Here is a 24,126-nt window from a genome sequence, read left to right on the forward strand (position 1 = left end):
CGCGCAGCCGCGCCTTCAGATTTGAGCCCGCGCCTTAATAAGAGGCGCAAACCCCGGAGGCGTCGTTTGGACGATACTGCTGCCCTCAAGAAAACCCCGCTGCATGCCCTGCATCTTTCGCTCGGCGCCCGCATGGTGCCGTTTGCTGGTTACGACATGCCAGTGCAATATCCGGCGGGCGTTATGAAGGAACATCTTCATACCCGCGCCGAGGCTGGCCTCTTCGACGTCTCCCACATGGGCCAGGTCATCGTGAAGGCTAAGTCGGGCAGCTATGAGGATGCGGCGCTGGCGCTCGAAAGCCTGGTGCCGGTCGATATTCTCGGGCTCCCGGCCGGCCGCCAGCGCTACGGCTTCTTTACCGACGACACCGGCGGCATCCTCGACGATCTGATGATCACCCATGTCGACGACCACCTTTTCGTCGTCGTCAACGCCGCCTGCAAGGAGGCCGATCTCGCCCATCTGCAGACCCACATCGGCGACCAGTGCGACATCACGCTTCTGAACCGCGCCCTGATCGCGCTGCAGGGACCGCGCGCGGTCGAGGTTCTCGCCGAGCTCTGGGCCGACGTCGCGGCGATGAAGTTCATGGATGTGCGCCACTGCCGGCTGCACGACGTTTCCTGCCTGGTTTCGCGCTCCGGCTATAGTGGCGAGGACGGCTTCGAAATCTCCGTCCCGGCCGACAAGGCCGAAGATGTCGCTATGCGGTTGCTCGAACATCCGGACGTCCAGGCGATCGGCCTCGGCGCCCGTGACTCGCTGCGTCTGGAAGCCGGCCTTTGCCTTTATGGCAACGATATCGATACCACCACCTCGCCGGTCGAGGCAGCGCTCGAATGGGCTATGCAGAAGGCGCGACGCACGGGCGGGGCCCGAGCCGGCGGCTTTCCGGGCTCCGGCCGCATCCTCTCCGAACTCGAAAACGGCGCCGCCCGCCGTCGTGTCGGCCTGAAGCCGGAAGGCAAGGCGCCGGTGCGCGGCCATGCCAAGCTCTACGCCGATGCCGAGGGAAAGGTCGAAATCGGTGAAGTCACGTCGGGCGGCTTCGGCCCCAGCGTCGAAGGTCCCGTCGCCATGGGCTACGTGCCCGTCTCCCATTCGACCGTAGGGACCCTTGTCTACGCCGAGGTGCGCGGCAAGTTCCTGCCGGTCACCGTCTCCGCCCTGCCCTTCGTCAAGCCGACCTACAAACGCTGAAACCCTGTTTCCCGAAAGGATATTTCCATGCTGAAATTTACCGCTGAACATGAATGGCTCGAACTTGACGGCGATGTCGCAACCGTCGGCATCACCACCTATGCCGTCGAACAGTTGGGCGATCTTGTCTTCGTCGAACTGCCTGAAGTGGGCAAGAGCTTCGCCAAGAACGACGACGCCGCAACCGTTGAATCCGTCAAGGCGGCCTCCGAGGTCTATTGTCCGCTCGATGGCGAGATCACCGCGGTCAACGAGGCGATCGTCGCCGACCCCTCGCTCATCAACTCCGACCCTCAAGGCGCCGGCTGGTTCTTCAAGCTGAAGCTCAAGAACCCCGCCGATGCCGATGGTCTGCTCGATGAGGCCGCCTACAAGGAGCTCACCGCGTAATGACGACGCCGACCGAATTCCAGTTCACCGATTATCAGCCCTACGATTTCGCCAATCGCCGTCACATCGGCCCCTCGCCGACCGAGATGACCGAGATGCTGAAGGTGATCGGCTATAACAGCCTCGACGGCCTGATCGACGCGACGCTGCCGCCCGCCATCCGTCAGAAGGCGCCGCTCGTCTGGGGCGCGCCGATGACCGAGCGCGAAGCGCTCGACAAACTGCGCGAGACGGCAAACAAGAACAAGGTGCTGGTCTCGTTGATCGGCCAGGGCTATTACGGCACGATCACGCCGCCGGTCATTCAGCGCAACATTCTGGAAAACCCCGCCTGGTACACGGCCTATACGCCCTATCAGCCTGAGATCAGCCAAGGCCGTCTCGAAGCGCTGCTCAACTATCAGACGATGATCTGCGACTTGACCGGCCTCGACGTCGCCAACGCCTCGCTGCTTGACGAGGCGACCGCCGCCGCCGAAGGTATGGCGATGGCCGAGCGCGTTTCGAAGTCGAAGGCGAAAGCCTTCTTCGTCGATGCCGATTGCCATCCGCAGACCATCGCCCTCATTCGCACCCGTGCCGAGCCGCTTGGCTGGCAGGTCATCGTCGGCAATCCCTTCACCGATCTCGATCCCGTCGACGTCTTTGGCGCGAGCTTCCAATATCCCGGCACGCACGGTCACCTGCATGACTTCACCGGCCTGATTGCGCGCCTGCACCAGGCTGGCGCCATCGCAATCGTTGCCGCCGATATTCTCGCGCTGACGCTGCTGAAATCGCCGGGCGAGATGGGCGCCGATATCGCCGTCGGCTCTTCGCAGCGTTTTGGCGTTCCGGTCGGCTACGGCGGTCCGCACGCCGCCTATATGGCGGTCAAGGACGCCATCAAACGCTCCATGCCCGGCCGCCTCGTCGGCGTTTCCGTCGATGCTCGCGGCAACCGCGCCTATCGACTGTCGCTGCAGACCCGCGAACAGCACATCCGCCGGGAGAAAGCGACTTCCAACATCTGCACCGCCCAGGTGCTGCTTGCTGTCATGGCCTCGATGTATGCGGTCTTCCACGGCCCGAAGGGTATCAAGGCGATCGCCCAGCAGGTGCACCAGAAGGCCGTGCTGATGGCCAAGGGCCTGGAGAAGCTCGGCTACAAGGTCGAGCCCGAAAGCTTCTTCGATACGATCACTGTCGATGTCGGCCATATGCAGGGCCTGATCCTACGCGCTGCCGTCGCCGAAGGCGTCAATCTGCGCAAGGTCGGCGAAACGAAGATCGGCATGAGCCTCGACGAGCGCACGCGGCCCGCGACACTCGAAGCGGTATGGCGCGCCTTCGGCGGCAATTTCGCCGTCGCGGATTTCGAGCCTTCCTACCGCCTGCCGAAGGACCTCCTCAGGACCAGCGATTATCTCACCCACCCGATCTTCCACATGAACCGCGCTGAAAGCGAGATGACGCGGTACATCCGCCGGCTCTCCGACCGTGACCTCGCGCTCGACCGTGCGATGATCCCGCTGGGCTCCTGCACGATGAAGCTCAATGCGACGGCGGAAATGCTGCCGATCACCTGGCCGGAATTTTCAGATATCCATCCCTTCGTGCCATCGGACCAGGCGCTCGGCTATCGCGAGATGCTGGATGACCTCACGGGAAAGCTATGCGCCGTCACCGGCTACGACGCCTTCTCGATGCAGCCGAATTCCGGCGCGCAAGGCGAATATGCCGGCCTGCTGACGATCCGCAACTATCATATCGCCAATGGCGACGGTCATCGCGACGTCTGCCTGATTCCGACATCGGCACACGGCACCAACCCCGCTTCCGCCCAGATGGTCGGCATGAAGGTTGTCGTCGTCAAGGTCCGTGAGAACGGCGACATCGACATGGACGACTTCCGCGCCAAGGCTGAAGAGCACGCAGCAAACCTCTCCTGCTGCATGATCACCTATCCCTCGACGCACGGCGTGTTCGAGGAGACGGTCAAGGAAATCTGCGATCTCGTGCATCAGCATGGTGGCCAGGTCTATCTCGACGGCGCCAACATGAACGCCATGGTCGGCCTGTCCCGCCCCGGTGACATCGGCTCCGACGTGTCGCACCTCAACCTGCACAAGACCTTCTGCATCCCGCATGGCGGCGGCGGCCCCGGCATGGGCCCGATCGGCGTGAAGGCGCACCTGGCGCCCTACCTCCCAGGACATCCGGAAACCGATGGGCGGCCGGGTGCCGTATCGGCGGCGGCCTTCGGCTCGGCCTCGATCCTGCCGATCTCCTGGAGCTACTGCCTGATGATGGGCGGCGAAGGCCTGACCCAGGCGACCAAGGTGGCGATCCTCAACGCCAACTACATCGCCACCCGGCTGAAGGGCGCTTATGACGTGCTCTATAAGTCGAAGACCGGCCGCGTCGCGCATGAATGCATCATCGACACACGCCCGCTGGTCGATAGCGCCGGCGTGACCGTCGACGATGTCGCCAAGCGCCTGATCGACTGCGGCTTCCACGCACCGACCATGAGCTGGCCGGTTGCAGGCACGCTGATGATCGAGCCGACGGAAAGCGAGACCAAGGCCGAGCTCGACCGCTTCTGCGAGGCGATGCTGGCGATCCGCGAGGAAGCCCGCGCCATCGAGGAAGGACGCATGGACAAGGCCAACAACCCGCTGAAAAACGCGCCGCACACGGTCGAAGATCTCGTTGGCGAATGGGATCGCCCCTACAGCCGGGAGCAGGCCTGCTTCCCACCCGGCGCCTTCCGCGTCGACAAATACTGGTCCCCGGTCAACCGCGTCGACAATGTCTACGGCGACCGCAACCTCATCTGCACCTGCCCGCCGGTGGAGAGCTACGCCGAAGCGGCGGAATGACATGACTTGGTAAGCCCTTCCCGACGAATTCGGGAGGGGCTGCCGACACTTCGACCTTCCATGCACCGCTCGTGCCATCCCTGACGCAGGCCATTGCCAGGCACAGGGTTCAAATTTAACCTTTCTTAGCAAGTCTCTGTTAGCAATTCGAAATGGGCGGTTTCCACCTGTGATGGATGTTGCCGTCAACCTCTGTTTTGCGTGCGAGTTCTCATGCGTCCATCGGCTGTGCCAGCAATTCTCCTCGCCACCCTGATCCTGTCGGGATGCGCCGCAAGCTCCGGCGCCGAAGATGTGCTCACCCCTGTGCCGTCGGTGGAAACCACCAATGCCATCAGCAAGCCAAACGGCCCGATACCGGCTGCTGCTGTCGGTGACCCTGCGCCACAGGCAAGCCCGCCGCAGCAGGCGCTGAGCTGGACAGGGCCCGTTCCGGAGCCGCAAGCGCTTGCGCCAGCGGACAGGCCGGTCGGCATGCCGATGCCGACGGAAAGGCCTGTCGCGATGCTGATGCCCGATGCCCCGGATGTCGATCCTGACGCCGGCCCGAAATCCCCCAAACGCTCGCGAATCTATAGCCACCGCTTCCGCGATGCCAAACCGATCAACTTCGGCAGGACTTCGCCGAGAAAGCTTGCCGTGCATGGCGTCGACGTGTCGCGCTGGCAGGGCGAGATCGACTGGGAAACTTTGCGCCAGCAGGGGGCCAACTTCGTCTACATCAAAGCGACCGACGGCGGCGACCACCTCGATCCGATGTTCAAGAAGAACTGGCGCCGCGCAAAGGAAGCCGGCCTGAAACACGGCGCCTATCACTTCTTCTACTGGTGCCGGACAGCCGGCGAACAGGCCGACTGGTTCATCCGCAACGTTCCGAAGGAAGCCAACGCCCTCCCGCCCGTCATCGATGTCGAGTGGAACGGTGAGTCGAGCTGCAAGCGCCGCATCTCCCCGGCTCGGGTCCGGGAAAAGATGCAGGTCTTCATGGACAAGCTCGAGCGGCATTACGGCCAGCGCCCGATCATCTACACGGCGCCGGACTTCTATCGCGACAATCTGAAGGGCCAGATGCTCGATTATCCCTTCTGGCTGCGCTCGGTCGCCGCTCACCCGTCCAAGGTTTATCCCGGCAGGAAGTGGCTCTTCTGGCAATATTCCGGCTCGGGCCTTTCCGACGGCGTCGACGGCAAGATCGACCTCAATGTGTTCAACGGTAATGAAAGCGATTGGCACGACTGGATAGCGTCGCGGTAGCGAATGCCGTCTCCAGATCCCGTTCCGTGCCAATTCGAGGCAGATGCAGCGGCAGGACGTGCTCGTCTGCAGGTCTTTACTAACGCAACGGCTTCAGCATTCCCTAAGCCCTTGCTTGTATAACAATTTCATCCAGTCCTGGGGAAAACAGCGATGAGCATATCAGGTATTGCGAGCACGGCGCTTTCGGGAATGCGGGCACAGACGGCACGGGTCGGCGCGATTGCGAGCAACATCGCAAACAGCAGCACATCAGGTTTTGCCAAGCTGAGCACCAGCTTCACCTCGGTCGAACCAGGCGGCGTCCAGGCGAGCGTCAATCAGACGGATTCGGACATCGATCCCGCCACAGAACTGACCGATCTGATCGAAGCCGAGCAGAGCTACAAGGCAAACGCCGTGGTCTTCGAGACCGGCGCTGATATGTGGGAAATGCTGATGAGCATCAAGCGCGACTGAGCGCCCGTATTTCACCGGGTGCTAGCCGGCTGAGAAGTCTCGCCGGCCTGAACGGCTTAGGAATGCGCAGGTTCGCTCTGGCGTTGTGCGGCAAGCGCCGCGAGATCGGCAGGTTTCAGCTCGACGGATTCGCCGCAGCCGCAGGCCGATGTCTGGTTAGGGTTGGTGAAGGTGAAGCCGGAGCGCAGCGTCGTTTGCTCGAAGCCCATTTCGGTGCCGAGCAGGTACAGCACGGCTGAGGGTTCGACCCAGACCTTGGCGCCGTCCCGCTCGATCAGGTCATCCTTGGCGTTCGGCTCGGTCACCAGGTCGATGGTGTACTCCATCCCGGCGCAGCCGCCCTTCTTGATGCCGACACGCACGCCCTTGGCTTCCGGTCCGGAATTTTCGACGATCGCCTTGACGCGGGCGGCAGCCCCTTCCGTCATGCTCATCACTGCAAAGCCCATCGGCTTTTTCTCCTTCCACAACCGGGGTCAAGATCCGGTGCTTCGTGAATCAAATGTAGTCGCCCGAGGTAAACGGATCAATACCGCGCGCGGTACTGCTACTAGCGCAGCTCAGTACCAGCCGACGGCGACCTGCGCCTCCTCGGACATCCGGTCCGGCGTCCACGGCGGATCAAAGGTCATTTCGACCTCCACGCCCGACACGCCTTCGACGGCGCCGACGGCATTCTCCACCCACCCCGGCATCTCGCCGGCAACCGGGCAGCCGGGCGCGGTCAGGGTCATCATGATCTTCACCATCCGGTCGTCCTCGATGTCGATCTTGTAGACCAGACCGAGTTCGAAGATGTCGGCGGGGATTTCGGGGTCATAGACGGTCTTCAGCGCGGCAATGACGTCATCGCTGAGCCGCGCCAGTTCATCGGCCGGGATGCTGGAATGCACGATGCCTTCGCGCACATCGATCTTCTGTTCGCTTTCGTCCAGGCTCATCACGGACACTCCTCAGGCAAAGAACTTGCGCGCATAGTCAAGCGCATCGGCCAGGGCATCGACCTCGGCGCGGGTATTGTACATGCCGAACGATGCACGGCATGTGGAGGTGACGCCGAAGCGTTTCAAGAGCGGCATGGCACAATGGGTGCCGGCCCGCACGGCAATGCCCTGCCGGTCGATTACCATCGAGACGTCATGGGCGTGAATGCCTGCCAGTTCGAAGGAAAAAATGCTCCCCTTGCCGGGTGCTGTCCCGAACATCCGCAGCGAATTGACCGACCGGAGGCGCTCGGTCGCGTAAGCTGCGAGATCGGCCTCATGCCGGGCGATTGCCTCGCGGCCGACCTTCTCCATATAGTCGAGGGCGTAACCGAGCCCGATCGCCTGCACGATCGGCGGCGTGCCGGCTTCGAAGCGATGTGGCGGATCGTTGTAGGTGACCGAGTCCTCGGCGACTTCGAAGATCATCTCGCCGCCGCCCTGGAAGGGCCGCATCTGCGAGAGCCGCTCCTTCTTGCCGTAGAGAATGCCGATTCCCGACGGGCCGTAGAGCTTGTGGCCTGTCATGACATACCAGTCGCAGTCGATATCCTGCACGTCGACCGGCAGGTGCACGGCGCCCTGGCTGCCGTCGATCAGCACCGGGATGCCGCGTTCATGGGCAATGCGGCAGACTTCCTTGACCGGAACAATCGTGCCGAGCGCATTCGACATATGGGTGATGGCGACAAGCTTGGTACGCTCCGTCAGGCTCTTCTCAAAATCCTCGATATAGAAGGCGCCTTCCTCATCGACCGGCACCCAGACCAGCTTGGCGCCCTGGCGCTCGCGGATGAAGTGCCAGGGCACGATATTGGAATGGTGCTCCATGATCGTCAGGACGATCTCGTCGCCTTCGCCGATCTTAGGCATGCCCCAGCCATAGGCGACAGTATTGATCGCTTCGGTCGAATTCTTGGTGAAGACGATGTCGTTGACATCAGGCGCGTTGAGGAAGTGGCGGACCTTCTCGCGCGCTCCCTCATAAGCATCCGTCGCGGCATTGGAGAGGTAATGCAGCCCGCGATGCACATTCGCATATTCATGGGCGTAAGCATGCGAGATGGCGTCGATCACCGCCTGCGGCTTCTGCGCCGACGCGCCGTTGTCGAGATAGACCAGCGGCTTGCCGTGCACCTTCTCCGCCAGGATCGGAAAATCCCGGCGGATGGCTTCGACGTCGTACTCAGTGGCCGGAACTATCTTGTCCATGGCATTTATCCGATCAGGCGTGCTTTTCGAGCCAGGCCGAGATCACGCCTTCCAGCGCTTCGACCAGGGCCTCGTCTTCCAGTTCCTCGACAATCTCGGCGACGAAAGCATTGACGAGCATCGCCCGCGCCTTGTTTTCCGGAATGCCGCGCGCCATCAGGTAATAGAGATGATTGGCGTCGATATCGGTCACCGTCGCCCCATGGCCGCACTGCACGTCGTCGGCGAAGATCTCGAGCTCCGGCTTCACCGAGAATTCGGCGTCGTCGGACATCAAGAGCGTGTTGCAGGCCATCTTGGCGTCGGTCTTCTGGGCGTCAGGCGCAACCCGGATCATGCCCTGGAAGACGCCCTTTGCGCGGTCGAAGACGACGTTGCGGATCACTTCGGTCGAACCGGTATGCGGCACATCGTGGCCGAGCACCATTGTCACATCGGTATGGCTCTCGGCCCCGAGCAGATTGATGCCGCGCAGCGTCAGATCGGCGCCTTCGCCCGTCACCTTGATATTCAGTTCCTGGCGCACCAGCTTGCCGCCGGCGTTGATGACGAACAGGCGAAGCTTGGCGTTAGCGCCGAGATCGACGCGGATCTGACCAAGATGCGTGTCGTCGGCGCCCTGCTGTTGCAGGATGATCCAGGTCAACTCCGTGCCCTCGCCAACCGCGATGTCACTGACGTGGGACACGAAGGCCGCATCGCCCGTCACCGCACGGTGACGCTCGATGACCGTTCCCTTGACGCCGGCGCCGAAGGAAACCGGGAGACGCGTATGCGTCTGCCCGCCGGCATGGATGAACTGGATTTCCAGCGGATTTTCAAGCTCGGTTTCATCGGGCACATCGACGACATAGCCGTCGCGCACGAAGCTGCCGTTGATCCGGCCGACCGCATCGTCGCTGCCCAATGCATCGAGCCTTTCGACAGCCGAACCGTCGATCAGCCGTTCGGAATAGGCCGAAAGCCCAAGACCATCGATGGTAGCCTTCTGATTGGCATGGCCTTGGATGACCGCCAGCACCGAGGAACCGGCAACGATCGGCTCGAGTGCGTTGGAGCCGGCATCACCCACTTGCGCCGGTACAGCGCGCAGCAGATTCTTGAGGTCGGTATAGTGCCAGGCTTCGATTCGGCGCGTCGGCAAGCCGGCTTTCTTGAGATCGTCGAGAAGCCGGTCACGCAGCGCCGTCACTGCACCATTGCCGGGCAGGTCACCAATCTGATGGTTGAAGGCCTCGATCAGCGCCGTTTCGGCCGCGGTGAGACGGCTCGTCGTCTGCATGTTCATGGACGTTGTCCTTTCCACCCGAACTCAGGCCGCTGCTGCGCCGATGATGTCGGCGTAACCATTGGCTTCCAGCTCATGCGCCAAGGTCTTGTCGCCGGACTTGACCACCTGGCCCTTGTAAAGGACGTGGACGGTGTCAGGCACGATATAGTCGAGCAGGCGCTGGTAGTGGGTGATGACGACGACGGCGCGGTCGGGCGAACGCAGCGCGTTGACGCCGTCGGCAACGATCTTCAGCGCGTCGATGTCGAGGCCGGAATCGGTTTCGTCGAGCACGCAGAGCTTCGGCTCCAGCAGCGCCATCTGCAGAATTTCGGCCCTCTTCTTCTCGCCGCCGGAGAAACCGACATTGAGCGGCCGCTTCAGCATCTCGGTATTGATCTGCAGCTTGGCCGCTGCTTCCTTGACACGGCGCATGAAATCCGGCGTCGTCAACTCGTCCTCGCCACGCGCTTTGCGCTGTTCGTTCATCGCCACCTTCAGGAACTGCATGGTGGCGACACCGGGGATTTCGACCGGATACTGGAAGGCGAGGAAGATGCCCTTGGCGGCGCGTTCGGACGGATCGAGCTCGAGAATGCTCTCGCCGTTATATAGGATGTCGCCCTCGGTCACCTCATAGTCTTCGCGGCCCGACAGCACGTAGGAGAGTGTCGACTTGCCGGAGCCGTTCGGCCCCATGATCGCCGCCACTTCGCCGGCCTTCACCGTGAGGTTCAGGCCACGGATGATCTCGGTGCCATCTTCGGCGATACGAGCGTGAAGGTTCTTGATTTCAAGCATCTTTGGTTCCTGCGTTCCTCCGCGTAGCTCGTCTGAGCCTCGCGCAATTTCTAAGGGCATCGAAATGTTGTGCTTGGCGCTATCGCCAAGAATGGATCAGACGGAAAACCGCGACTGTTATGAACCGAAGCCATTCGATCCACGCGGGTAGAGCCAAGAGGACCTCTCCTGGTTTCTCCACCCGCTGTCGGAGAAACACATAAGGCTGCTCCGACGGCGTCTCCGTCTCGTATTTCCTCTCGCGGGAACGAATTTTCGCCAGTATCTCCCCGCGCATATTCTCCAGACGTCCAAAAATGCGCTTTTTGTCCGCCTCATTCATGTCAGCCGACGCTGCCTTCCAGCGAGATGCTGATCAGCTTCTGCGCCTCGACCGCGAATTCCATCGGCAGTTCCTGCAGGACTTCCTTGACGAAGCCGTTGACGATCAGCGCGATCGCCGCCTCGGTGGGGATGCCGCGCTGCAGGCAGTAGAACAGCTGGTCCTCGGAAATCTTCGAGGTCGTCGCTTCGTGCTCGAACTGCGCCGTCGAGTTTTTCGCCTCGATATAAGGCACGGTATGGGCGCCGCACTTGTCCCCGATCAGCAGCGAATCGCACTGGGTGAAGTTACGCGCATTCGACGCCTTGCGGTGAGCCGAGACCTGGCCGCGATAGGTGTTGTTGGACACACCGGCGGCGATGCCCTTGGAGACGATGCGGCTCGACGTGTTCTTGCCGAGATGGATCATCTTGGTGCCGCTGTCGATCTGCTGATGGCCGTTCGAAACGGCGATCGAGTAGAATTCGCCGCGGCTGTCGTCGCCGCGCAGGATGCAGGACGGATATTTCCAGGTGATCGCCGAGCCGGTTTCGACCTGCGTCCAGGAAATTTTCGAGCGGTGACCACGGCAATCGCCGCGCTTGGTGACGAAGTTGTAGATGCCGCCCTTGCCTTCCTTGTCGCCCGGATACCAGTTCTGGACGGTGGAATATTTGATCTCGGCATCGTCGAGCGCAACCAGTTCGACCACGGCCGCATGCAGCTGGTTTTCATCGCGCTGCGGCGCGGTGCAGCCTTCGAGATAGGAGACGTAGGCGCCCTCTTCGGCGATGATCAGCGTGCGCTCGAACTGGCCGGTGCCCTTCTCATTGATGCGGAAATAGGTGGAAAGCTCCATCGGGCAACGAACGCCCTTCGGCACGAAGACGAAGGAGCCGTCGGTGAAAACAGCCGAATTCAGCGTCGCATAATAATTGTCCGAGGTCGGCACGACCGAGCCGAGATATTTGCGAACGAGTTCGGGATGCTCGCGAATGGCTTCGGAGATCGACATGAAGATCACGCCGGCCTTCTTCAGCTCCGCCTTGAAGGTGGTGACGACCGAGACGCTGTCGAAAACAGCGTCGACGGCGATCTTCGGCTTCTCGACGCCGGCCAGGATCTCCTGTTCGCGCAGCGGAATGCCGAGCTTTTCATAGACCTTGAGCAGCTCCGGATCGACCTCGTCGAGCGACTTCGGACCCGGCGCGCTCTTCGGCGCGGCGTAATAATGGATGTCGTTGAAATCGATCTTCGGATAGTTGACGCGCGCCCAGGTCGGCTCTTCCAGCGTCAGCCAGCGCCGATAAGCCTCGAGACGCCATTCCAGCATCCACTCCGGCTCTTGCTTCTTGGCCGAAATGAAGCGGATGATATCCTCGGATAGGCCCTTCGGCGCCTTATCCATTTCGATGACGGTCTCGAAACCGTATTTGTACTGGTCCACATCGATCAGGCGGACCTGGTCGATCGTTTCCTGCACGGCAGCCATTTCATTCTCCAATCTCGCCGGATACAAGGTCCGGCAGCTTGTAGCATATGGGCAATCGTCTTTGCCCGTCATATGGGGCAACACCTTGCCCTGATGTAAGAGGCCAAAAGGGACTTTTCAGCCCGATTGGCAAGCGGAAATTTGCATTTCCGCAAGTTTATGAGGCGGTCAAGCCGCCTCGCCCGCCGACCTGCGCCGGCAAGCGATCTTCGTGAAGGCGGCAATCGCCCTATCGATATCCTCTTCAGTGGTCGAAAAGCCGAGCGAGATGCGCAGCGCACCGAGCTTGGCGTCGCGCCCCATCGCCGTCAGCACATGGCTTTCGCCGACCTTGCCGGATGAGCAAGCAGAGCCCGCCGAAAGGGCAACGCCTTCAAGATCGAAAGCGATCTGCCCAGTCTCCGCCTTCAGGCAAGGGAGCGTGAAGAAAATCGTGTTGGCGACCCTCGGACCACCGGCGCCGTGGATGATGACATCCGGCGCGGTAGCGTGCATGCCGGCTTCCAGCCTGTCGCGTAGCGCAGCAATCGCAGCGTTCCGTTCCTCAAGATCCTGAAGCACGGCTTCCGCCGCAGCTCCGAAGCCAATCAGCGCCAGCGAATTCTGCGTTCCCGAGCGGTGACCTTTCTCCTGCCCGCCGCCGCGGATCAGCGCCTTCGGCATCAGTGCCTCACCGCGCGCGATCAGTGCACCCGCCCCCTTCGGTCCACCGATCTTGTGAGAGGAGACGATGATGAAATCCGCGCCGATGCGTTCGATCTCGATCGGCAGACGACCGGCCGCCTGCACGGCGTCGATGACAAAGAGACCACCGTGCGCCCGCACAATCTTGGCCGCTTCTTCGACCGGCTGGACGATGCCCGTCTCGTTGTTGACGAACATAATCGCCACCATCGGAAGGCCCGTCGATTTGTCATGGGCGTCGAGCAATGCGGCCAGCGCTTGCAGATCGACGATACCGGCGTCCGTCACCTGGATCTCGGTCGTGCGGTCCTTCGGGAATCGGCCTCCCTCTCGTACAGCGAGGTGCTCGACGGCGGAAAAATAGAGGTGGCCGAGTTGAAGCGGCGTGCGACCCATACGAAAATCCGGCGTCAGCACCAGATTGGCGGCTTCCGTCGCGCCGCTGGTGAAGATCACGTTGCCCGGATCGGTGCCGGCAAGGGCGGCCACCTTGCGCCGTGCGCCTTCGATGGCGGCGCGGGCGGCACGCCCCTCCCCATGCACGCTGTTCGGATTGCCGAATATGTCGATGGCGCGCATGATCGCCTCGCGGGCTGCGGGGTGCAGCGGCGCTGTGGCGTTCCAGTCGAGATAAAGGCGTGGCGCCGCCATGATCTTCAGTCCTGCGCTTGACGAGCTTGCTTCAGCGGCCGCGGTGCATTTTTCTTGAAATTTCCGCCGGGCTTGCCGTATGACACGTTCCACGAAGCGTGGATCGCCATGCAAGTTTCGAATTGTTCTAAACTGCGTTTTAGAAAAGCTGACAACATTAGTCAAGTCATGTTGTCGTCCAACGCAGCGCGAACGCGAAATAAAACCCGGAGTACCAATGCCCGAAGTTATTTTCAACGGCCCAGCCGGCCGACTTGAAGGCCGCTACCAGCCCTCCAAGGAAAAAAGCGCGCCTATCGCCCTCATCCTGCATCCGCATCCGCAGTTCGGCGGCACGATGAACAATCAGATCGTCTACCAACTCTTCTACATGTTCCAGAAGCGCGGGTTCACGACGTTGCGCTTCAACTTCCGGGGCATCGGCCGCAGCCAGGGCGAATTCGATCATGGCGCCGGTGAACTCTCGGATGCCGCCTCCGCGCTTGACTGGGTGCAGAGCCTGCACCCCGATTCCAAGACCTGCTGGGTCGCCGGTTATTCCTTCGGCGCCTGGATCGGCATGCAGCTTCTGATGCGCCGGCCGGAGATCGAGGGCTTCATGTCCATCGCCCCGCAGCCGAATACTTACGACTTCTCCTTCCTGGCGCCCTGCCCCTCGTCCGGTCTGATCATCAACGGCGAGGCCGATAAGGTCGCGCCGGAAAAGGATGTCAACGGCCTGGTCGAAAAGCTGAAAACCCAGAAAGGAATCCTCATCACCCATCGCACCGTCGCAAACGCCAACCACTTCTTCAATGGTCAGGTGGAGACGCTGATGAGCGAATGCGAGGATTATCTCGACCGTCGCCTCAACGGCGAGCTCGTGCCCGAGCCGGCGGCCAAGCGGATCCGCTGACCGCATGGCGCCGGCGTCTGCCCACCGGCATCCTCACGCGCTGGGTTCTTCGCTTGTCATGGCGTTGCCAGCACGCCGCCGCTGACGGGAGCCGCAACTCCCGTCGTGCCGGGAAAGGTCAGCGGCAGCCCGTCCAGCGAGCGTACGGCAAGATAGGCCCAGGCCTCGGCCTCCATCGCATCGCCGTCGAAGCCCGCGGCCTCGGCGCTCAACACTTTCGATCCCTCGGCCATCGCCGAGAGTTCGGCCATCAAGGTGCCGTTCAGCCGTCCGCCGCCGCAGACGATATAGGCGGAGGGACGTTCGGGCAGGAACCCGGCGGATTTGACGATCGATGCGGCGGCGACATGCGCAAGCGTCCGAGCGCCGTCTTCGAGGCTCGCATCGCCAGGCCGAAGTGGTGCGAAATCGCCGCGATCGAGCGAACGGCGGACATTGCCGCGGAAGAATGGGCTGTCCAGATACCGCTCCGCCAGAGCCGGGACGATCTTGCCGCGCCTGCCGATCTGGCCGCCGGGATCATAGCTTTTGCCGGTCTGCATCTCTATCCATTGGTCGATCAGCGTATTGCCAGGGCCGCTGTCGAAGGCGGCAATCCGGCCGTCAGCGCCGACATAGGTGAGGTTAGAGATGCCGCCGATATTGACGAAGCACACCGCCTCTCCCGCCTGCTGGAATTTTCCCGCAAGGGCAGCGTGATAGACCGGCACCAGTGGCGCACCTTGCCCGCCATGCACCATGTCGTTGGCACGCATGTCGTAAACCACCGGCAGGCCCGTTCGGCGCGCCAGTTCCCGGCCGTCACCGATCTGGATCGTCAGTCCCTCGTCCGGCCGGTGAAGCACCGTCTGGCCATGGAAACCGACAACGTCGATGCCATTGGCCGTGAACCCGAAACGCTCGAGGAATGCCGTAACGGCAGTGGCATGCCGTAGGGTGAATTCGTCCTCTATTTCGCGAAGTTCCCCCGGCCGTTCGTTCCTGTCGCGAAGCGGCCGTGCCAGTTCCAGCGCCCGTTTGAGACGCGCACGAAACTCAGCATCATACGGCACGCCCAGGAACGGCCCGCGCTCGATGAAGCCGCGGCCGTCAGTTCTGATCAGCGCGACATCGATTCCGTCCATCGACGTGCCGCTCATCAGGCCGATCGCGGTTCTGACGACATCCATGAGGCTTGCCTCCCATGCGATTCCCGGATGCACTTTTGTAAAAACAGTGCTAAACGCGCCGCGACAGATCAACAACAACGAAGTTGCGCGAAGCCCGGTGGGCGCAGCGCAGGCACGAAGAGACGAAAACCATGTCCGAGTTCAAGTCCGATTTCCTCCGCACGCTGAAAGAGCGCGGCTTCATTCATCAGGTTTCCGATGAAAGCGGCCTCGACGACCTGTTCGCGAAGGAGGTCGTGACGGCCTATGTCGGCTACGACGCAACGGCGACGAGCCTGCATATCGGCAATTTGATCTCCGCCACCATGCTCTATTGGCTGCAGGAGACCGGCCACCGGCCGATCGCGCTGATGGGCGGCGGCACCTCGATGGTCGGCGACCCCTCCTTCCGTGACGAGCAGCGCAAGCTTCTGACGCCGGAGGCGATCTCCACCAACATCGAAGGTATCAAAAAGATCTTCTCGCGCATCCTGCGTTTCGGGGACGGCCCGACCGATGCCTTCATGGTCAACAATGCCGACTGGCTGATGAAGCTCAACTACGTCGAATTCCTGCGCGATGTCGGCCGGCATTTCTCGGTCAACCGCATGCTGTCCTTCGACAGCGTCAAGCTGCGCCTCGACCGCGAGCAGTCGCTCTCCTTCCTCGAATTCAACTACATGATCATGCAGGGCTACGACTTCGTCGAGCTCAGCCGCCGCTACGGCTGCCGTCTGCAGATGGGCGGTTCGGATCAGTGGGGCAACATCATCAACGGCGTCGATCTCGGTCACCGCATGGGGACACCGCAGCTCTACGCCCTGACGACGCCGCTTCTGACCACGAGCTCGGGCGCCAAGATGGGCAAGACTGCCTCCGGCGCCGTCTGGCTGAACGAGGACGTCTTCAGCCCCTATGATTTCTGGCAGTACTGGCGCAACACCGAGGATGCCGATGTCGGCCGCTTCCTGAAGATCTTCACCCGCCTGCCGCTCACCGAGATCGCCAGACTCGAGGCCCTCGGCGGCGCCGAAATCAACGAGGCGAAGAAGATTCTCGCCACGGAAGCGACCGCGATCGTCCACGGTCGCCAGGCGGCCGAAGCATCCGCCGAAACGGCGCGTACCACCTTCGAGGAAGGCCGTGTTGCCGAAAACCTGCCTTCGGTCGAGATCCCCGCCACCGAACTTGACGGCGGCATCGGCCTGCTCTCGCTGATGGTCCGCGCCGGCCTGGCCGGCTCCAACGGCGAGGCTCGTCGCCACGTCCAGGGCGGCGCGGTGCGCATCAATGATGAGGCTGTCAGCGACGAACGCCGCCTGATCGGCAGCGGCGAAATCACCGCCGACGGCGTCATCAAGCTCTCGCTCGGCAAGAAGAAGCACATCCTGATCCGCCGCGCGGCGTAGGTGGCTTCAAATTAGACGGATCTTGAAGCCGGCCCCCGCGCCGGCTTTTCCTTTGGCGCGGGATCAGTCGGCCCGCGATCGGTATTCCGCTTCGTCTTGTTTCGTCTCTCGAAGGAAAGGTCCGGGCGGATTGACCTCCGAAGCAGGTCGCACGCGCGACCACCAGCCGATCGAGAAAATCGGTGGCGTCATCTTTGCGTCGAGGGGAACCAGGAGGACATGCTCGAAGGGGATGCTCTTCAGCGCTTTCAGCCGTGCGCCCTTTTCTGCAGAATTCGAAGCCTCGCCAACTGTCACGGCCATCATGGTCGCCGATAGAAAAGAGACTGTCCGGGCGCACTGCATGGCATCCTCCGACATTGCGCGCCGGCCGCTGCCGCAGCTGGCGCCAACACTACATCAGAATTCTCTAAAATAATCAAAGTATCAATGACCAGCCTGTCGCTATAGCTGCGAATTATCCAACTGGCCGCGCCACGATATCGCCTTCCCGGAACCTTTTCCGCCCGACGGGATTTGCGACCAGATGCATTTGGAGCGCCGGCATGATCAACGACCTCTGGTATAAGAACGCCGTCATCTACTGCCTGTCCGTCGAGACCTTCATGGATGCGAACGGCGACGGCGTCGGTGATTTTCAGGGTCTGATGCGCCGTCTCGACTATCTCTCCGGACTCGGCGTGACGGCGATCTGGCTCATGCCGTTCCAAACTTCGCCCGGTCGCGACGACGGCTACGACGTTTCCGATTACTATAATGTAGACCCGCGCTATGGCTCGCTCGGCGACTTCGTCGAGTTCACCCATGGTGCCAAACAGCGGGGCATCCGGGTGTTGATCGATCTGGTGATCAATCACACCTCGAAGGATCATCCCTGGTTCGAAGACGCCAGAAGCGATCCACAGTCACGCTATCGCGACTGGTACGTCTGGTCAGACAAAAAGCCTGCAAACGCTGATCAGGGGATGGTCTTCCCGGGTGTCCAGAAGACGACCTGGACCTATGACGAAAAAGCCAGGGCCTATTATTTCCACCGCTTCTACGATCACCAGCCTGATCTCAACACCTCCAATCCTGAGGTGCAGGCGGAGATCCTCAAGATAATGGGCTTCTGGATTCAGCTCGGCGTCTCGGGCTTCCGAATGGACGCTGCCCCTTTCATCATTGCCACGAAGGGCGCCGAGGTCACCAAGCCGGTCGAGCAGTTTGACATGCTGAGAAAGTTTCGCGAATTCCTGCAATGGCGCCTGGGAGACTCCATCGTGCTGGCGGAAGCCAATATCCTGCCGAAGGACAATTTCGAATATTTCGGCGACGACGGCGACCGCATGCAGATGATGTTCAATTTCCAAGTCAATCAGACGCTGTTTTATGCGCTCGCGACCGCCGACACGCGGCCTCTGAAGAAGGCGATGGATGCCACCAAGCCGCGCCCGGCGACCGCACAATGGGGGCTGTTTCTTCGCAATCACGATGAACTTGATCTCGGTCGCCTGACGGATAAGCAGCGCGACGCAGTATTCGCCGCGTTTGGCCCCGAAAAGGGCATGCAGCTTTACGACAGGGGCATTCGCCGGCGCCTCGCGCCCATGCTCGGCGGCGACCGTCGCAGGATCGAGCTGGCCTACAGCCTGCTGTTCTCGCTGCCCGGAACGCCAGTCATCCGCTACGGCGATGAAATCGGCATGGGCGACGATTTGTGCCTGCCGGAGCGCAGCTGCGCGCGCACGCCGATGCAATGGTCGACGGAGCCGGAAGGCGGTTTCACCAAAAGCGCGAAGTCCGTTTCGCCTGTTATCAAGGACGGCCCCTACGGTTTCGAACATATCAATGTCGCCGTCCAGCGGCGCGATCCGAATTCGCTCTTGAACTGGACCGAGCGGATGATCCGGATGCGCAAGGAGGCTCCCGAGATCGGCTGGGGCGATTTCTCAACGGTCGACACAGGTGACGACGGCGTGCTGGCGCTGCGCTATGACTGGCGCGGCAATTCGGTGCTGATCCTGCATAACCTGCATCCGCACCCGACGGAAGTAACCTTCGATCCTGATGTTGGCGAGCTCGGGCGATTGCTGATCGATATTGCCGATGGGGCAAGCAGCGAAGCCGACGGCAAAGGGCGCCATACGGTCATGCTCGATGCCTATGGCTACCGCTGGTATCGGGTCGGCGGTCTCGACTATCTCCTCAGGCGGAAAGATATCTAAGCCTCGCTTTTCCTCACTGGAATTCGAAAATCTGCCGGAAAACACCAGGCGCGATTATCGATAGCGGATTGATCTGCAGGTTCGGCTGGTCGAACTTGCCGGTGAGCTTGAAGGTGATGCCGATCAGGCCGCGGTCGCTGCCATTGCCGAGGATGACGCCGATCAGCGGCAATTCGGCAAAGAGGCGGTTGAGGCCATAGGCCGGCATGAAGGTGCCGGTCATATCCATATTGCCCTTGCGGTCGCGCACCACGCCCTGGAAAGTCGCGCCGATCTGGTCGCCGCGCAGCACGCCGTTCTCGATACCGACCATGCCATTGCGCGAGATGACGCGGGCAAAGCCGCGCTGGAAGCGTTGCGAAGAGGTGTCGATGTCGCGTTTGACCGCCTCATTGAGGCTTCGCTGCTCGTTTCCGACAGGTGTCGAGACGATCGAATGCAGGCGCTGTTCGTTGACGATCGAAAAGCGGCGCACATCTAGCGAGCCGTCCCATCCGCCCTGCGGCGAAAGCCGGATAGCCAGGTTGAGCAGGCCGCCCTGTATGTGCTGATAGAGATCGGCAAAACGCGATACCGCACCGGCGTCGCCGCTGGTGATATTGATGACACCGCCGTCCTTCATCTGGCTGACAACGGCCTCGCCGCTGTCCGTGATGCCGGAAAAATTCAGCGTCTGCAGCCTGTCGCCGCGCAGTGACACCTGCGCCTGGAAATTGCCGACCTTCTCGTCATTGAAGCCGACGACGTTTTTCAGCTTGGCGCGCATCGATACGCCGGTGTTGTCGCGATCGCCGTCCTCGCCGCCCTCCGAGCCCGATTTTAATCGGGCGATGATCGGCCGCGCATCGGCGCTGTCGCCGGAAACGGAGACGTCGAAATTGCCCTTGCTGCGTTTGACCGACAAAGCGAAATCGTCGAGCGAGGAGAGCCTGACGCTGTCGAAATCCGCCGAGATAAGGCCGGTCTTGCCGACAACAAGCGATCCGCTGGCGCCGAAGCCATCACCCTTCAGCCGGAAACTCTTGATCTCGGTATTCTCGGGCGGGCCGGACATTTCGAATTCCGCGGAGGCGGCAATGCCGCTGCCTTTCGACCAGCCGATCCAGGGCAGGTCGAGCATCGATTTGGTGAGGTCGAGCTGAACGTCTTGCCGGTCATCGTCGATCCGCGTCAGCACCATCTTCAGGTTGCCCCTGACGATATCGGAAAGCCCGGGCATCACCTTGCTGCGCTGCTCATCGGAGAGCGTCGCCGTAATCACGCGCTGCCGCTGCACACCAGACGACGCCTCGACCGGCTCGGTCAGATCGATATCGGCAGGAATGCCGTCGATCTCGCCTTTGGCGTCGAGCGTGATCTGCTTCGGATCGCCGTTCAGCATGCCGCTGACATTGCTGATCGTGCGGCCGGAAAACGGCTTGGCAAGATCGACGTCCGCGAGCTTCATGGCGGCCTTCCACTCGGCCGGCGGCGGGTTTTGTGATGACAGTAGTCCGAAATGCGCCTTCACATTCGCGTCGATATGCCCCTTGAAATCGTCGGGCGTAAAGCCGGCGCGCTGCAGCACCCGGATCGGCTTATAGGTGAGGAGCTCGCCTATGGCGTCCGCCGCGCCCGAGACTGCAAGATCGATATCGGCCATCAGCGGTTTGTCGTAGGCGGACGGTATGACGAACGTTCCCTGCCCGAGGCCGACGGACCGGCCGGAAGGAAAATAGGACATGCCGCTCTTGATCGAAATCGTTGCAACGGGACCGGTCAGATCGAAATGCGCCGCCGTATCACGGACCGGCGGAATGTCGCCGGCGACGTTCATCCGCGCGCCTGCAATATCGAAGCCGATGCGGATCTGATTGGTGTCGAGCTTCAATCCTTTGCCGCCGGCTGCCTCGTCAAGCCGACCGAAGGGAATGAAGACTGAAATCGAGGCATCGGTCACGGTGCCGCCGAAGAGATTGCCATGCACCCAAGTGCGCACCTTGGGCGCCATCCAGAACGGCCAGAGCTGCTTGATCGCCGTCGTCTGCAGCTCTCTGGACTGGCCGGCAAAGCTGATTTCCGGCGATTTGTCACCGAGCCTGATGTGCAACGCCCCGTAGAGCGCGCCGAGCGGGCTGGAGACAGTCATATTGGGAAACAGGAATTCCCGGCCGGCGACCATATAGCGTCCGGTCGCCTGGACGTCGAAAGCAACAGGCTCTTCGCCGGAGCCGCTCGGGGCGGCAGTGCCGCCGCTGACGAGCAGATCGATGCCGAAGCCCTTGCCGGCTTTAGGATCGAGTTTGTCGAGATCGATCAGCGCGCCGTTGAGGGGCAGCGTGGTTGCGCCGAACCGGAGATTCGATTTAGCGATCTCGACTGTCTGCTTGACGAAGTCATAGGCCAGATTGATTTGCCCGCCCGACAGTTCCTGCGGATCGCCGTCGGCATAGATCAGACCGGGATCGACGTCGATCGTCGCCGCGAGCGCCGGCTCGACGCCATCGCGCGCCCTGGTGGCCGACACCGTCAGATCGGCAAAAGTATTAAGTCCCTGCCGTATCACGCCCTGATCGTTGCGCTTCAGCGTAAACGGCGTCAGGTTCGCATGCTTGAGCGTTGCCGTCACCTTCGACACCTGGCCGTCTTCCTTCTCGGCCAGCACGTCGAGTTCCGCCACCTCGTCGTTAAGCGCCACCTCGCCTCTCAATTGCAGCGAGGATGGCCCGCCAAGAGCAAACACCAGATTGTCGACGACGAGCGACAGCGGGCCGTTCGCGGTATCGGCAAGCTTGATGTCGATGCCGGAGATGCGCACCGAATTCGTCGAGCCGCGTGTCACGATGCTGTCGAACACGTCGAGTTGCGCGAAGATCGTCTCCATCGCCGCCGGCATGGCGTCGAGGCGCAGATCGTCAAGCTTGACCGGGTTGCCGGAGGGCAGAAGCGCGGTGTCGAGTGCGATATCCTCCGCTTCGATATCCGCAACGGCGATGCGGCCGCGGAAAAGCTGCAGCGGATCGAGGCCCAGGCGCACCGAACCCGTCGTCGACAGGTGCTGGCCGCTCTTCTGGTCGATCATATTGACGTTGCGCGCTTCCAGCGCCAGTCGGAAGTCGGAGGTGAACCGGATGACGGTGGAGCCGACTTCGGCTCGGTAACGCGGTCCCGCCACGCCATCAAGCGCCGCCTGCGCCTGCTGAGACAGCGGCTTGTCGAACATGCCGCCTTCGATGGTGAACACGATGGCAGCAAGGATAATGAGAATCAGTCCTAGAAAAACTGACGTCAGCTTCGCCGTCCGGCGCATCGGCGAACGCGGCGGCGGGCAATGAACGATGATCGGATCCTCGGCCTGAGCGGACGGCAAGCGGTCCAGCGCAACGATATCCTTCTTGCGAAACGTGACCTTTTCGCCGCGGATGGCTGACATGCGCCCTCGGGCTCTCCCTTAAATCGAAGAATTGAACCCGGCCATGCTGGACGGGTTTCCGTCCAATATATAATTCGGGGACAGAGAGTGTCATCCATAAACCCGGCAAAAGAAAGGTTTTCCCAATGGCGGTTCCCGGCATCGGTGCCCTGGCCCCCGACTTCAACCTCCCCCGCGATGGCGGCGGCCGTGTCTCGCTTTCCGATTTTCACGGCCGGCCCCTCGTTATCTTCTTCTACCCCAAGGACGACACGACAGGCTGCACGGCTGAATCGCTGGCTTTCACAGCGCTGGCGCCGGAGTTTGAAGCAGCAGGTGCTGCCGTTATCGGCATGTCACCCGATTCGGCAGCCTGCCATGACAAGTTCATCAAAAAGCACCGTCTTTCGGTGGCGCTCGCCTCCGACGAAGAGAAGACGACGCTCCAGGCCTACGGTGTCTGGAAGGAAAAGAGTATGTACGGCCGCAATTTCATGGGCGTGGAGCGCACGACTTTCCTCATCCGCCAGGACGGCACGATCGCGACGATCTGGCAGAAGGTGAAGGTGCAGGGCCATGCCGAGACCGTCCTCGAAGCCGTCAGGAACTTGGCCGCGTGACCGGTGATCTCGCGATAAGCTCGCTGCGCGGCGGCGCTATCGACGCCATCCGCTCAGCCGATCTCGACCGCAAGACCGCCCTTGCGCAGGAAAGCGCCACCCGCTGGTTCGCCCGCCGGGTGTCGCTGCGCTCACCGCTCGACGCAGCCCTGCCGGAGAGGCCCGGTCGCCCCGAGAAACCGGTACTGACGCCGCCGACCCAGGTGGAAAGGCGCTCGCTGCACACGCTGAAAGGCCGGATCGCCCTTCTCCATGCCATTGCTCATATCGAGCTCAACGCCGTCGATCTGGCGCTCGATATCGTCGCACGATTCGCGACCGAGCCTGTGCCCAATTCCTTCTTCGACGGCTGGATGCAGGTCGCCTTCGAGGAAGCGAAGCATTTCCGCATGGTGCGCGCCCGCCTCAACGATCTCGGCGCCGATTACGGCGATCTTCCCGCCCATGACGGGTTGTGGCAGGCGGCTCATTCGACGCGCAATGATCTCACGGCGAGACTCGCCGTCGTGCCGCTCATTCTGGAAGCCCGCGGTCTCGACGTCACCCCTTCGTTGCAGGCGAAGATGCGTGAGACCGGCGATCTCGAAAGCGCTGCGGTGCTCGATGTCATCTACAACGACGAGAAAGGTCACGTCGCCGTCGGCGCCAAATGGTTCCGCTTCCTCTGCGCGCGGGAGAAACGCGATCCGGCAAAGGCCTTTCAGGAACTGGTGCGCGCCAATTTCCGCGGGCCGCTGAAGCCGCCTTTCAACGATCTCGCTCGCGCCGAAGCCGGGCTGACGCCATCCTTCTACCGCTCCCTGGCATCGATCAGCCATGCATGAGCTGATCGATTTTCTAACGTAAACCGCGACGACGAAAGCATTCATTAACCATAAACGTGTCTAATTTT

Annotated in this window: 20 protein-coding genes; 10 read left to right on the top strand and 10 right to left on the bottom strand. The window is 61.6% G+C overall.

Annotation, left to right across the window (positions count from 1 at the left end; genetic code table 11):
- The first annotated feature begins 66 nt into the window (after window positions 1-66).
- From gcvT to ACQ7C1_RS18985, 5 genes are all read left to right on the top strand, one after another.
- Window positions 67-1,203: a glycine cleavage system aminomethyltransferase GcvT gene (gcvT, locus tag ACQ7C1_RS18965; RefSeq protein WP_085778272.1), complete on the top strand. Its 1,137-nt coding sequence runs from the start codon at window positions 67-69 to the stop codon at window positions 1,201-1,203.
- A gap of 27 nt (window positions 1,204-1,230) precedes the next feature.
- Complete coding sequence (gcvH, locus tag ACQ7C1_RS18970; protein ID WP_064802805.1) at window positions 1,231-1,593, top strand: glycine cleavage system protein GcvH; 363 nt, start codon at window positions 1,231-1,233, stop codon at window positions 1,591-1,593.
- A complete protein-coding gene (gene gcvP / locus ACQ7C1_RS18975; protein ID WP_430959420.1) occupies window positions 1,593-4,457 on the top strand; it encodes an aminomethyl-transferring glycine dehydrogenase in 2,865 nt (954 codons plus the stop codon). Before gcvH ends, gcvP begins: the two co-directional genes overlap by 1 nt.
- A gap of 213 nt (window positions 4,458-4,670) precedes the next feature.
- Window positions 4,671-5,711 (top strand): GH25 family lysozyme, encoded by a 1,041-nt coding sequence (locus ACQ7C1_RS18980; protein WP_430959421.1) that lies wholly within the window; start codon window positions 4,671-4,673, stop codon window positions 5,709-5,711.
- Between the two features lie 153 nt (window positions 5,712-5,864).
- Window positions 5,865-6,170, top strand: coding sequence for a flagellar basal body rod protein FlgC (locus tag ACQ7C1_RS18985; RefSeq protein WP_430959422.1), 306 nt, complete (start codon window positions 5,865-5,867; stop codon window positions 6,168-6,170).
- Window positions 6,171-6,226: 56 nt separating this feature from the next.
- Here ACQ7C1_RS18985 and sufA read toward each other — a convergent pair whose 3' ends face one another.
- From sufA to ACQ7C1_RS19020, 7 genes are all read right to left on the bottom strand, one after another.
- Window positions 6,227-6,619, bottom strand: coding sequence for a Fe-S cluster assembly scaffold SufA (gene sufA, locus ACQ7C1_RS18990; RefSeq protein ID WP_085778285.1), 393 nt, complete (start codon window positions 6,617-6,619; stop codon window positions 6,227-6,229).
- Window positions 6,620-6,730: 111 nt separating this feature from the next.
- Complete coding sequence (locus tag ACQ7C1_RS18995) at window positions 6,731-7,111, bottom strand: SUF system Fe-S cluster assembly protein (RefSeq protein ID WP_064705069.1); 381 nt, start codon at window positions 7,109-7,111, stop codon at window positions 6,731-6,733.
- A 12-nt stretch (window positions 7,112-7,123) separates the two neighbouring features.
- Window positions 7,124-8,365 (bottom strand): cysteine desulfurase, encoded by a 1,242-nt coding sequence (locus tag ACQ7C1_RS19000; RefSeq protein ID WP_430959423.1) that lies wholly within the window; start codon window positions 8,363-8,365, stop codon window positions 7,124-7,126.
- 13 nt (window positions 8,366-8,378) lie between these two features.
- Window positions 8,379-9,653, bottom strand: coding sequence for a Fe-S cluster assembly protein SufD (gene sufD, locus ACQ7C1_RS19005; RefSeq protein ID WP_430959424.1), 1,275 nt, complete (start codon window positions 9,651-9,653; stop codon window positions 8,379-8,381).
- Between the two features lie 24 nt (window positions 9,654-9,677).
- Window positions 9,678-10,436, bottom strand: coding sequence for a Fe-S cluster assembly ATPase SufC (gene sufC / locus ACQ7C1_RS19010; RefSeq protein ID WP_064691723.1), 759 nt, complete (start codon window positions 10,434-10,436; stop codon window positions 9,678-9,680).
- A gap of 323 nt (window positions 10,437-10,759) precedes the next feature.
- Complete coding sequence (sufB, locus tag ACQ7C1_RS19015) at window positions 10,760-12,229, bottom strand: Fe-S cluster assembly protein SufB (RefSeq protein ID WP_430959425.1); 1,470 nt, start codon at window positions 12,227-12,229, stop codon at window positions 10,760-10,762.
- Between the two features lie 168 nt (window positions 12,230-12,397).
- Window positions 12,398-13,564 (bottom strand): cysteine desulfurase family protein, encoded by a 1,167-nt coding sequence (locus ACQ7C1_RS19020; RefSeq protein ID WP_430959426.1) that lies wholly within the window; start codon window positions 13,562-13,564, stop codon window positions 12,398-12,400.
- A 217-nt stretch (window positions 13,565-13,781) separates the two neighbouring features.
- Between ACQ7C1_RS19020 and ACQ7C1_RS19025 the strand changes: the two genes are divergently transcribed.
- Entirely contained in the window at window positions 13,782-14,459 is a 678-nt protein-coding gene (locus ACQ7C1_RS19025; protein ID WP_064705075.1) for an alpha/beta hydrolase, read from the top strand.
- Between the two features lie 56 nt (window positions 14,460-14,515).
- Here the strand turns inward: ACQ7C1_RS19025 and ACQ7C1_RS19030 are convergent, their stop codons facing one another.
- The gene (locus tag ACQ7C1_RS19030) at window positions 14,516-15,628 is read right to left on the bottom strand and encodes an anhydro-N-acetylmuramic acid kinase (protein ID WP_430959427.1); all 1,113 of its coding nucleotides are present in this window, start codon (window positions 15,626-15,628) and stop codon (window positions 14,516-14,518) included.
- Between the two features lie 131 nt (window positions 15,629-15,759).
- On the opposite strand from ACQ7C1_RS19030, the gene tyrS reads away from it, so the two are divergent.
- On the top strand, window positions 15,760-17,016 hold the full coding sequence (tyrS, locus tag ACQ7C1_RS19035; RefSeq protein WP_430959428.1) for a tyrosine--tRNA ligase: 1,257 nt from the start codon (window positions 15,760-15,762) through the stop codon (window positions 17,014-17,016).
- Window positions 17,017-17,079: 63 nt separating this feature from the next.
- On the opposite strand, the gene ACQ7C1_RS19040 is transcribed toward tyrS, so the two are convergent.
- Window positions 17,080-17,361 (bottom strand): hypothetical protein, encoded by a 282-nt coding sequence (locus tag ACQ7C1_RS19040; RefSeq protein WP_430959429.1) that lies wholly within the window; start codon window positions 17,359-17,361, stop codon window positions 17,080-17,082.
- Between the two features lie 200 nt (window positions 17,362-17,561).
- Here ACQ7C1_RS19040 and ACQ7C1_RS19045 point away from each other — a divergent pair, with 200 nt between their 5' ends.
- The gene (locus ACQ7C1_RS19045; RefSeq protein ID WP_430959430.1) at window positions 17,562-19,223 is read left to right on the top strand and encodes an alpha-amylase family protein; all 1,662 of its coding nucleotides are present in this window, start codon (window positions 17,562-17,564) and stop codon (window positions 19,221-19,223) included.
- A 13-nt stretch (window positions 19,224-19,236) separates the two neighbouring features.
- On the opposite strand, the gene ACQ7C1_RS19050 is transcribed toward ACQ7C1_RS19045, so the two are convergent.
- A complete protein-coding gene (locus ACQ7C1_RS19050) occupies window positions 19,237-22,635 on the bottom strand; it encodes an AsmA-like C-terminal domain-containing protein (protein ID WP_430959431.1) in 3,399 nt (1,132 codons plus the stop codon).
- Between the two features lie 125 nt (window positions 22,636-22,760).
- On the opposite strand from ACQ7C1_RS19050, the gene ACQ7C1_RS19055 reads away from it, so the two are divergent.
- Entirely contained in the window at window positions 22,761-23,234 is a 474-nt protein-coding gene (locus ACQ7C1_RS19055) for a peroxiredoxin (RefSeq protein WP_183700307.1), read from the top strand.
- On the top strand, window positions 23,231-24,058 hold the full coding sequence (locus tag ACQ7C1_RS19060) for a ferritin-like domain-containing protein (protein ID WP_097599271.1): 828 nt from the start codon (window positions 23,231-23,233) through the stop codon (window positions 24,056-24,058). Before ACQ7C1_RS19055 ends, ACQ7C1_RS19060 begins: the two co-directional genes overlap by 4 nt.
- Window positions 24,059-24,126 lie beyond the last annotated feature (68 nt).

This window comes from Rhizobium sp. Nf11,1 (assembly GCF_050587665.1).
GTDB lineage: Bacteria > Pseudomonadota > Alphaproteobacteria > Rhizobiales > Rhizobiaceae > Rhizobium.

Excerpts from the sequence above, each read along its gene's own strand:
- sufA (WP_085778285.1), bottom strand. The coding sequence starts at position 6,619 with ATGGGCTTTGCAGTGATGAGCATGACGGAAGGGGCTGCCGCCCGCGTC.
- ACQ7C1_RS19025 (WP_064705075.1), top strand. The coding sequence starts at position 13,782 with ATGCCCGAAGTTATTTTCAACGGCCCAGCCGGCCGACTTGAAGGCCGC.
- ACQ7C1_RS19050 (WP_430959431.1), bottom strand. The coding sequence starts at position 22,635 with ATGTCAGCCATCCGCGGCGAAAAGGTCACGTTTCGCAAGAAGGATATC.
- ACQ7C1_RS19045 (WP_430959430.1), top strand. The coding sequence starts at position 17,562 with ATGATCAACGACCTCTGGTATAAGAACGCCGTCATCTACTGCCTGTCC.
- sufC (WP_064691723.1), bottom strand. The coding sequence starts at position 10,436 with ATGCTTGAAATCAAGAACCTTCACGCTCGTATCGCCGAAGATGGCACC.
- gcvH (WP_064802805.1), top strand. The coding sequence starts at position 1,231 with ATGCTGAAATTTACCGCTGAACATGAATGGCTCGAACTTGACGGCGAT.
- ACQ7C1_RS19055 (WP_183700307.1), top strand. The coding sequence starts at position 22,761 with ATGGCGGTTCCCGGCATCGGTGCCCTGGCCCCCGACTTCAACCTCCCC.
- ACQ7C1_RS19040 (WP_430959429.1), bottom strand. The coding sequence starts at position 17,361 with ATGCAGTGCGCCCGGACAGTCTCTTTTCTATCGGCGACCATGATGGCC.
- gcvP (WP_430959420.1), top strand. The coding sequence starts at position 1,593 with ATGACGACGCCGACCGAATTCCAGTTCACCGATTATCAGCCCTACGAT.
- ACQ7C1_RS19030 (WP_430959427.1), bottom strand. The coding sequence starts at position 15,628 with ATGGATGTCGTCAGAACCGCGATCGGCCTGATGAGCGGCACGTCGATG.
- ACQ7C1_RS18980 (WP_430959421.1), top strand. The coding sequence starts at position 4,671 with ATGCGTCCATCGGCTGTGCCAGCAATTCTCCTCGCCACCCTGATCCTG.
- tyrS (WP_430959428.1), top strand. The coding sequence starts at position 15,760 with ATGTCCGAGTTCAAGTCCGATTTCCTCCGCACGCTGAAAGAGCGCGGC.
- ACQ7C1_RS19000 (WP_430959423.1), bottom strand. The coding sequence starts at position 8,365 with ATGGACAAGATAGTTCCGGCCACTGAGTACGACGTCGAAGCCATCCGC.
- sufB (WP_430959425.1), bottom strand. The coding sequence starts at position 12,229 with ATGGCTGCCGTGCAGGAAACGATCGACCAGGTCCGCCTGATCGATGTG.
- sufD (WP_430959424.1), bottom strand. The coding sequence starts at position 9,653 with ATGAACATGCAGACGACGAGCCGTCTCACCGCGGCCGAAACGGCGCTG.
- ACQ7C1_RS18995 (WP_064705069.1), bottom strand. The coding sequence starts at position 7,111 with ATGAGCCTGGACGAAAGCGAACAGAAGATCGATGTGCGCGAAGGCATC.
- ACQ7C1_RS18985 (WP_430959422.1), top strand. The coding sequence starts at position 5,865 with ATGAGCATATCAGGTATTGCGAGCACGGCGCTTTCGGGAATGCGGGCA.
- ACQ7C1_RS19020 (WP_430959426.1), bottom strand. The coding sequence starts at position 13,564 with ATGGCGGCGCCACGCCTTTATCTCGACTGGAACGCCACAGCGCCGCTG.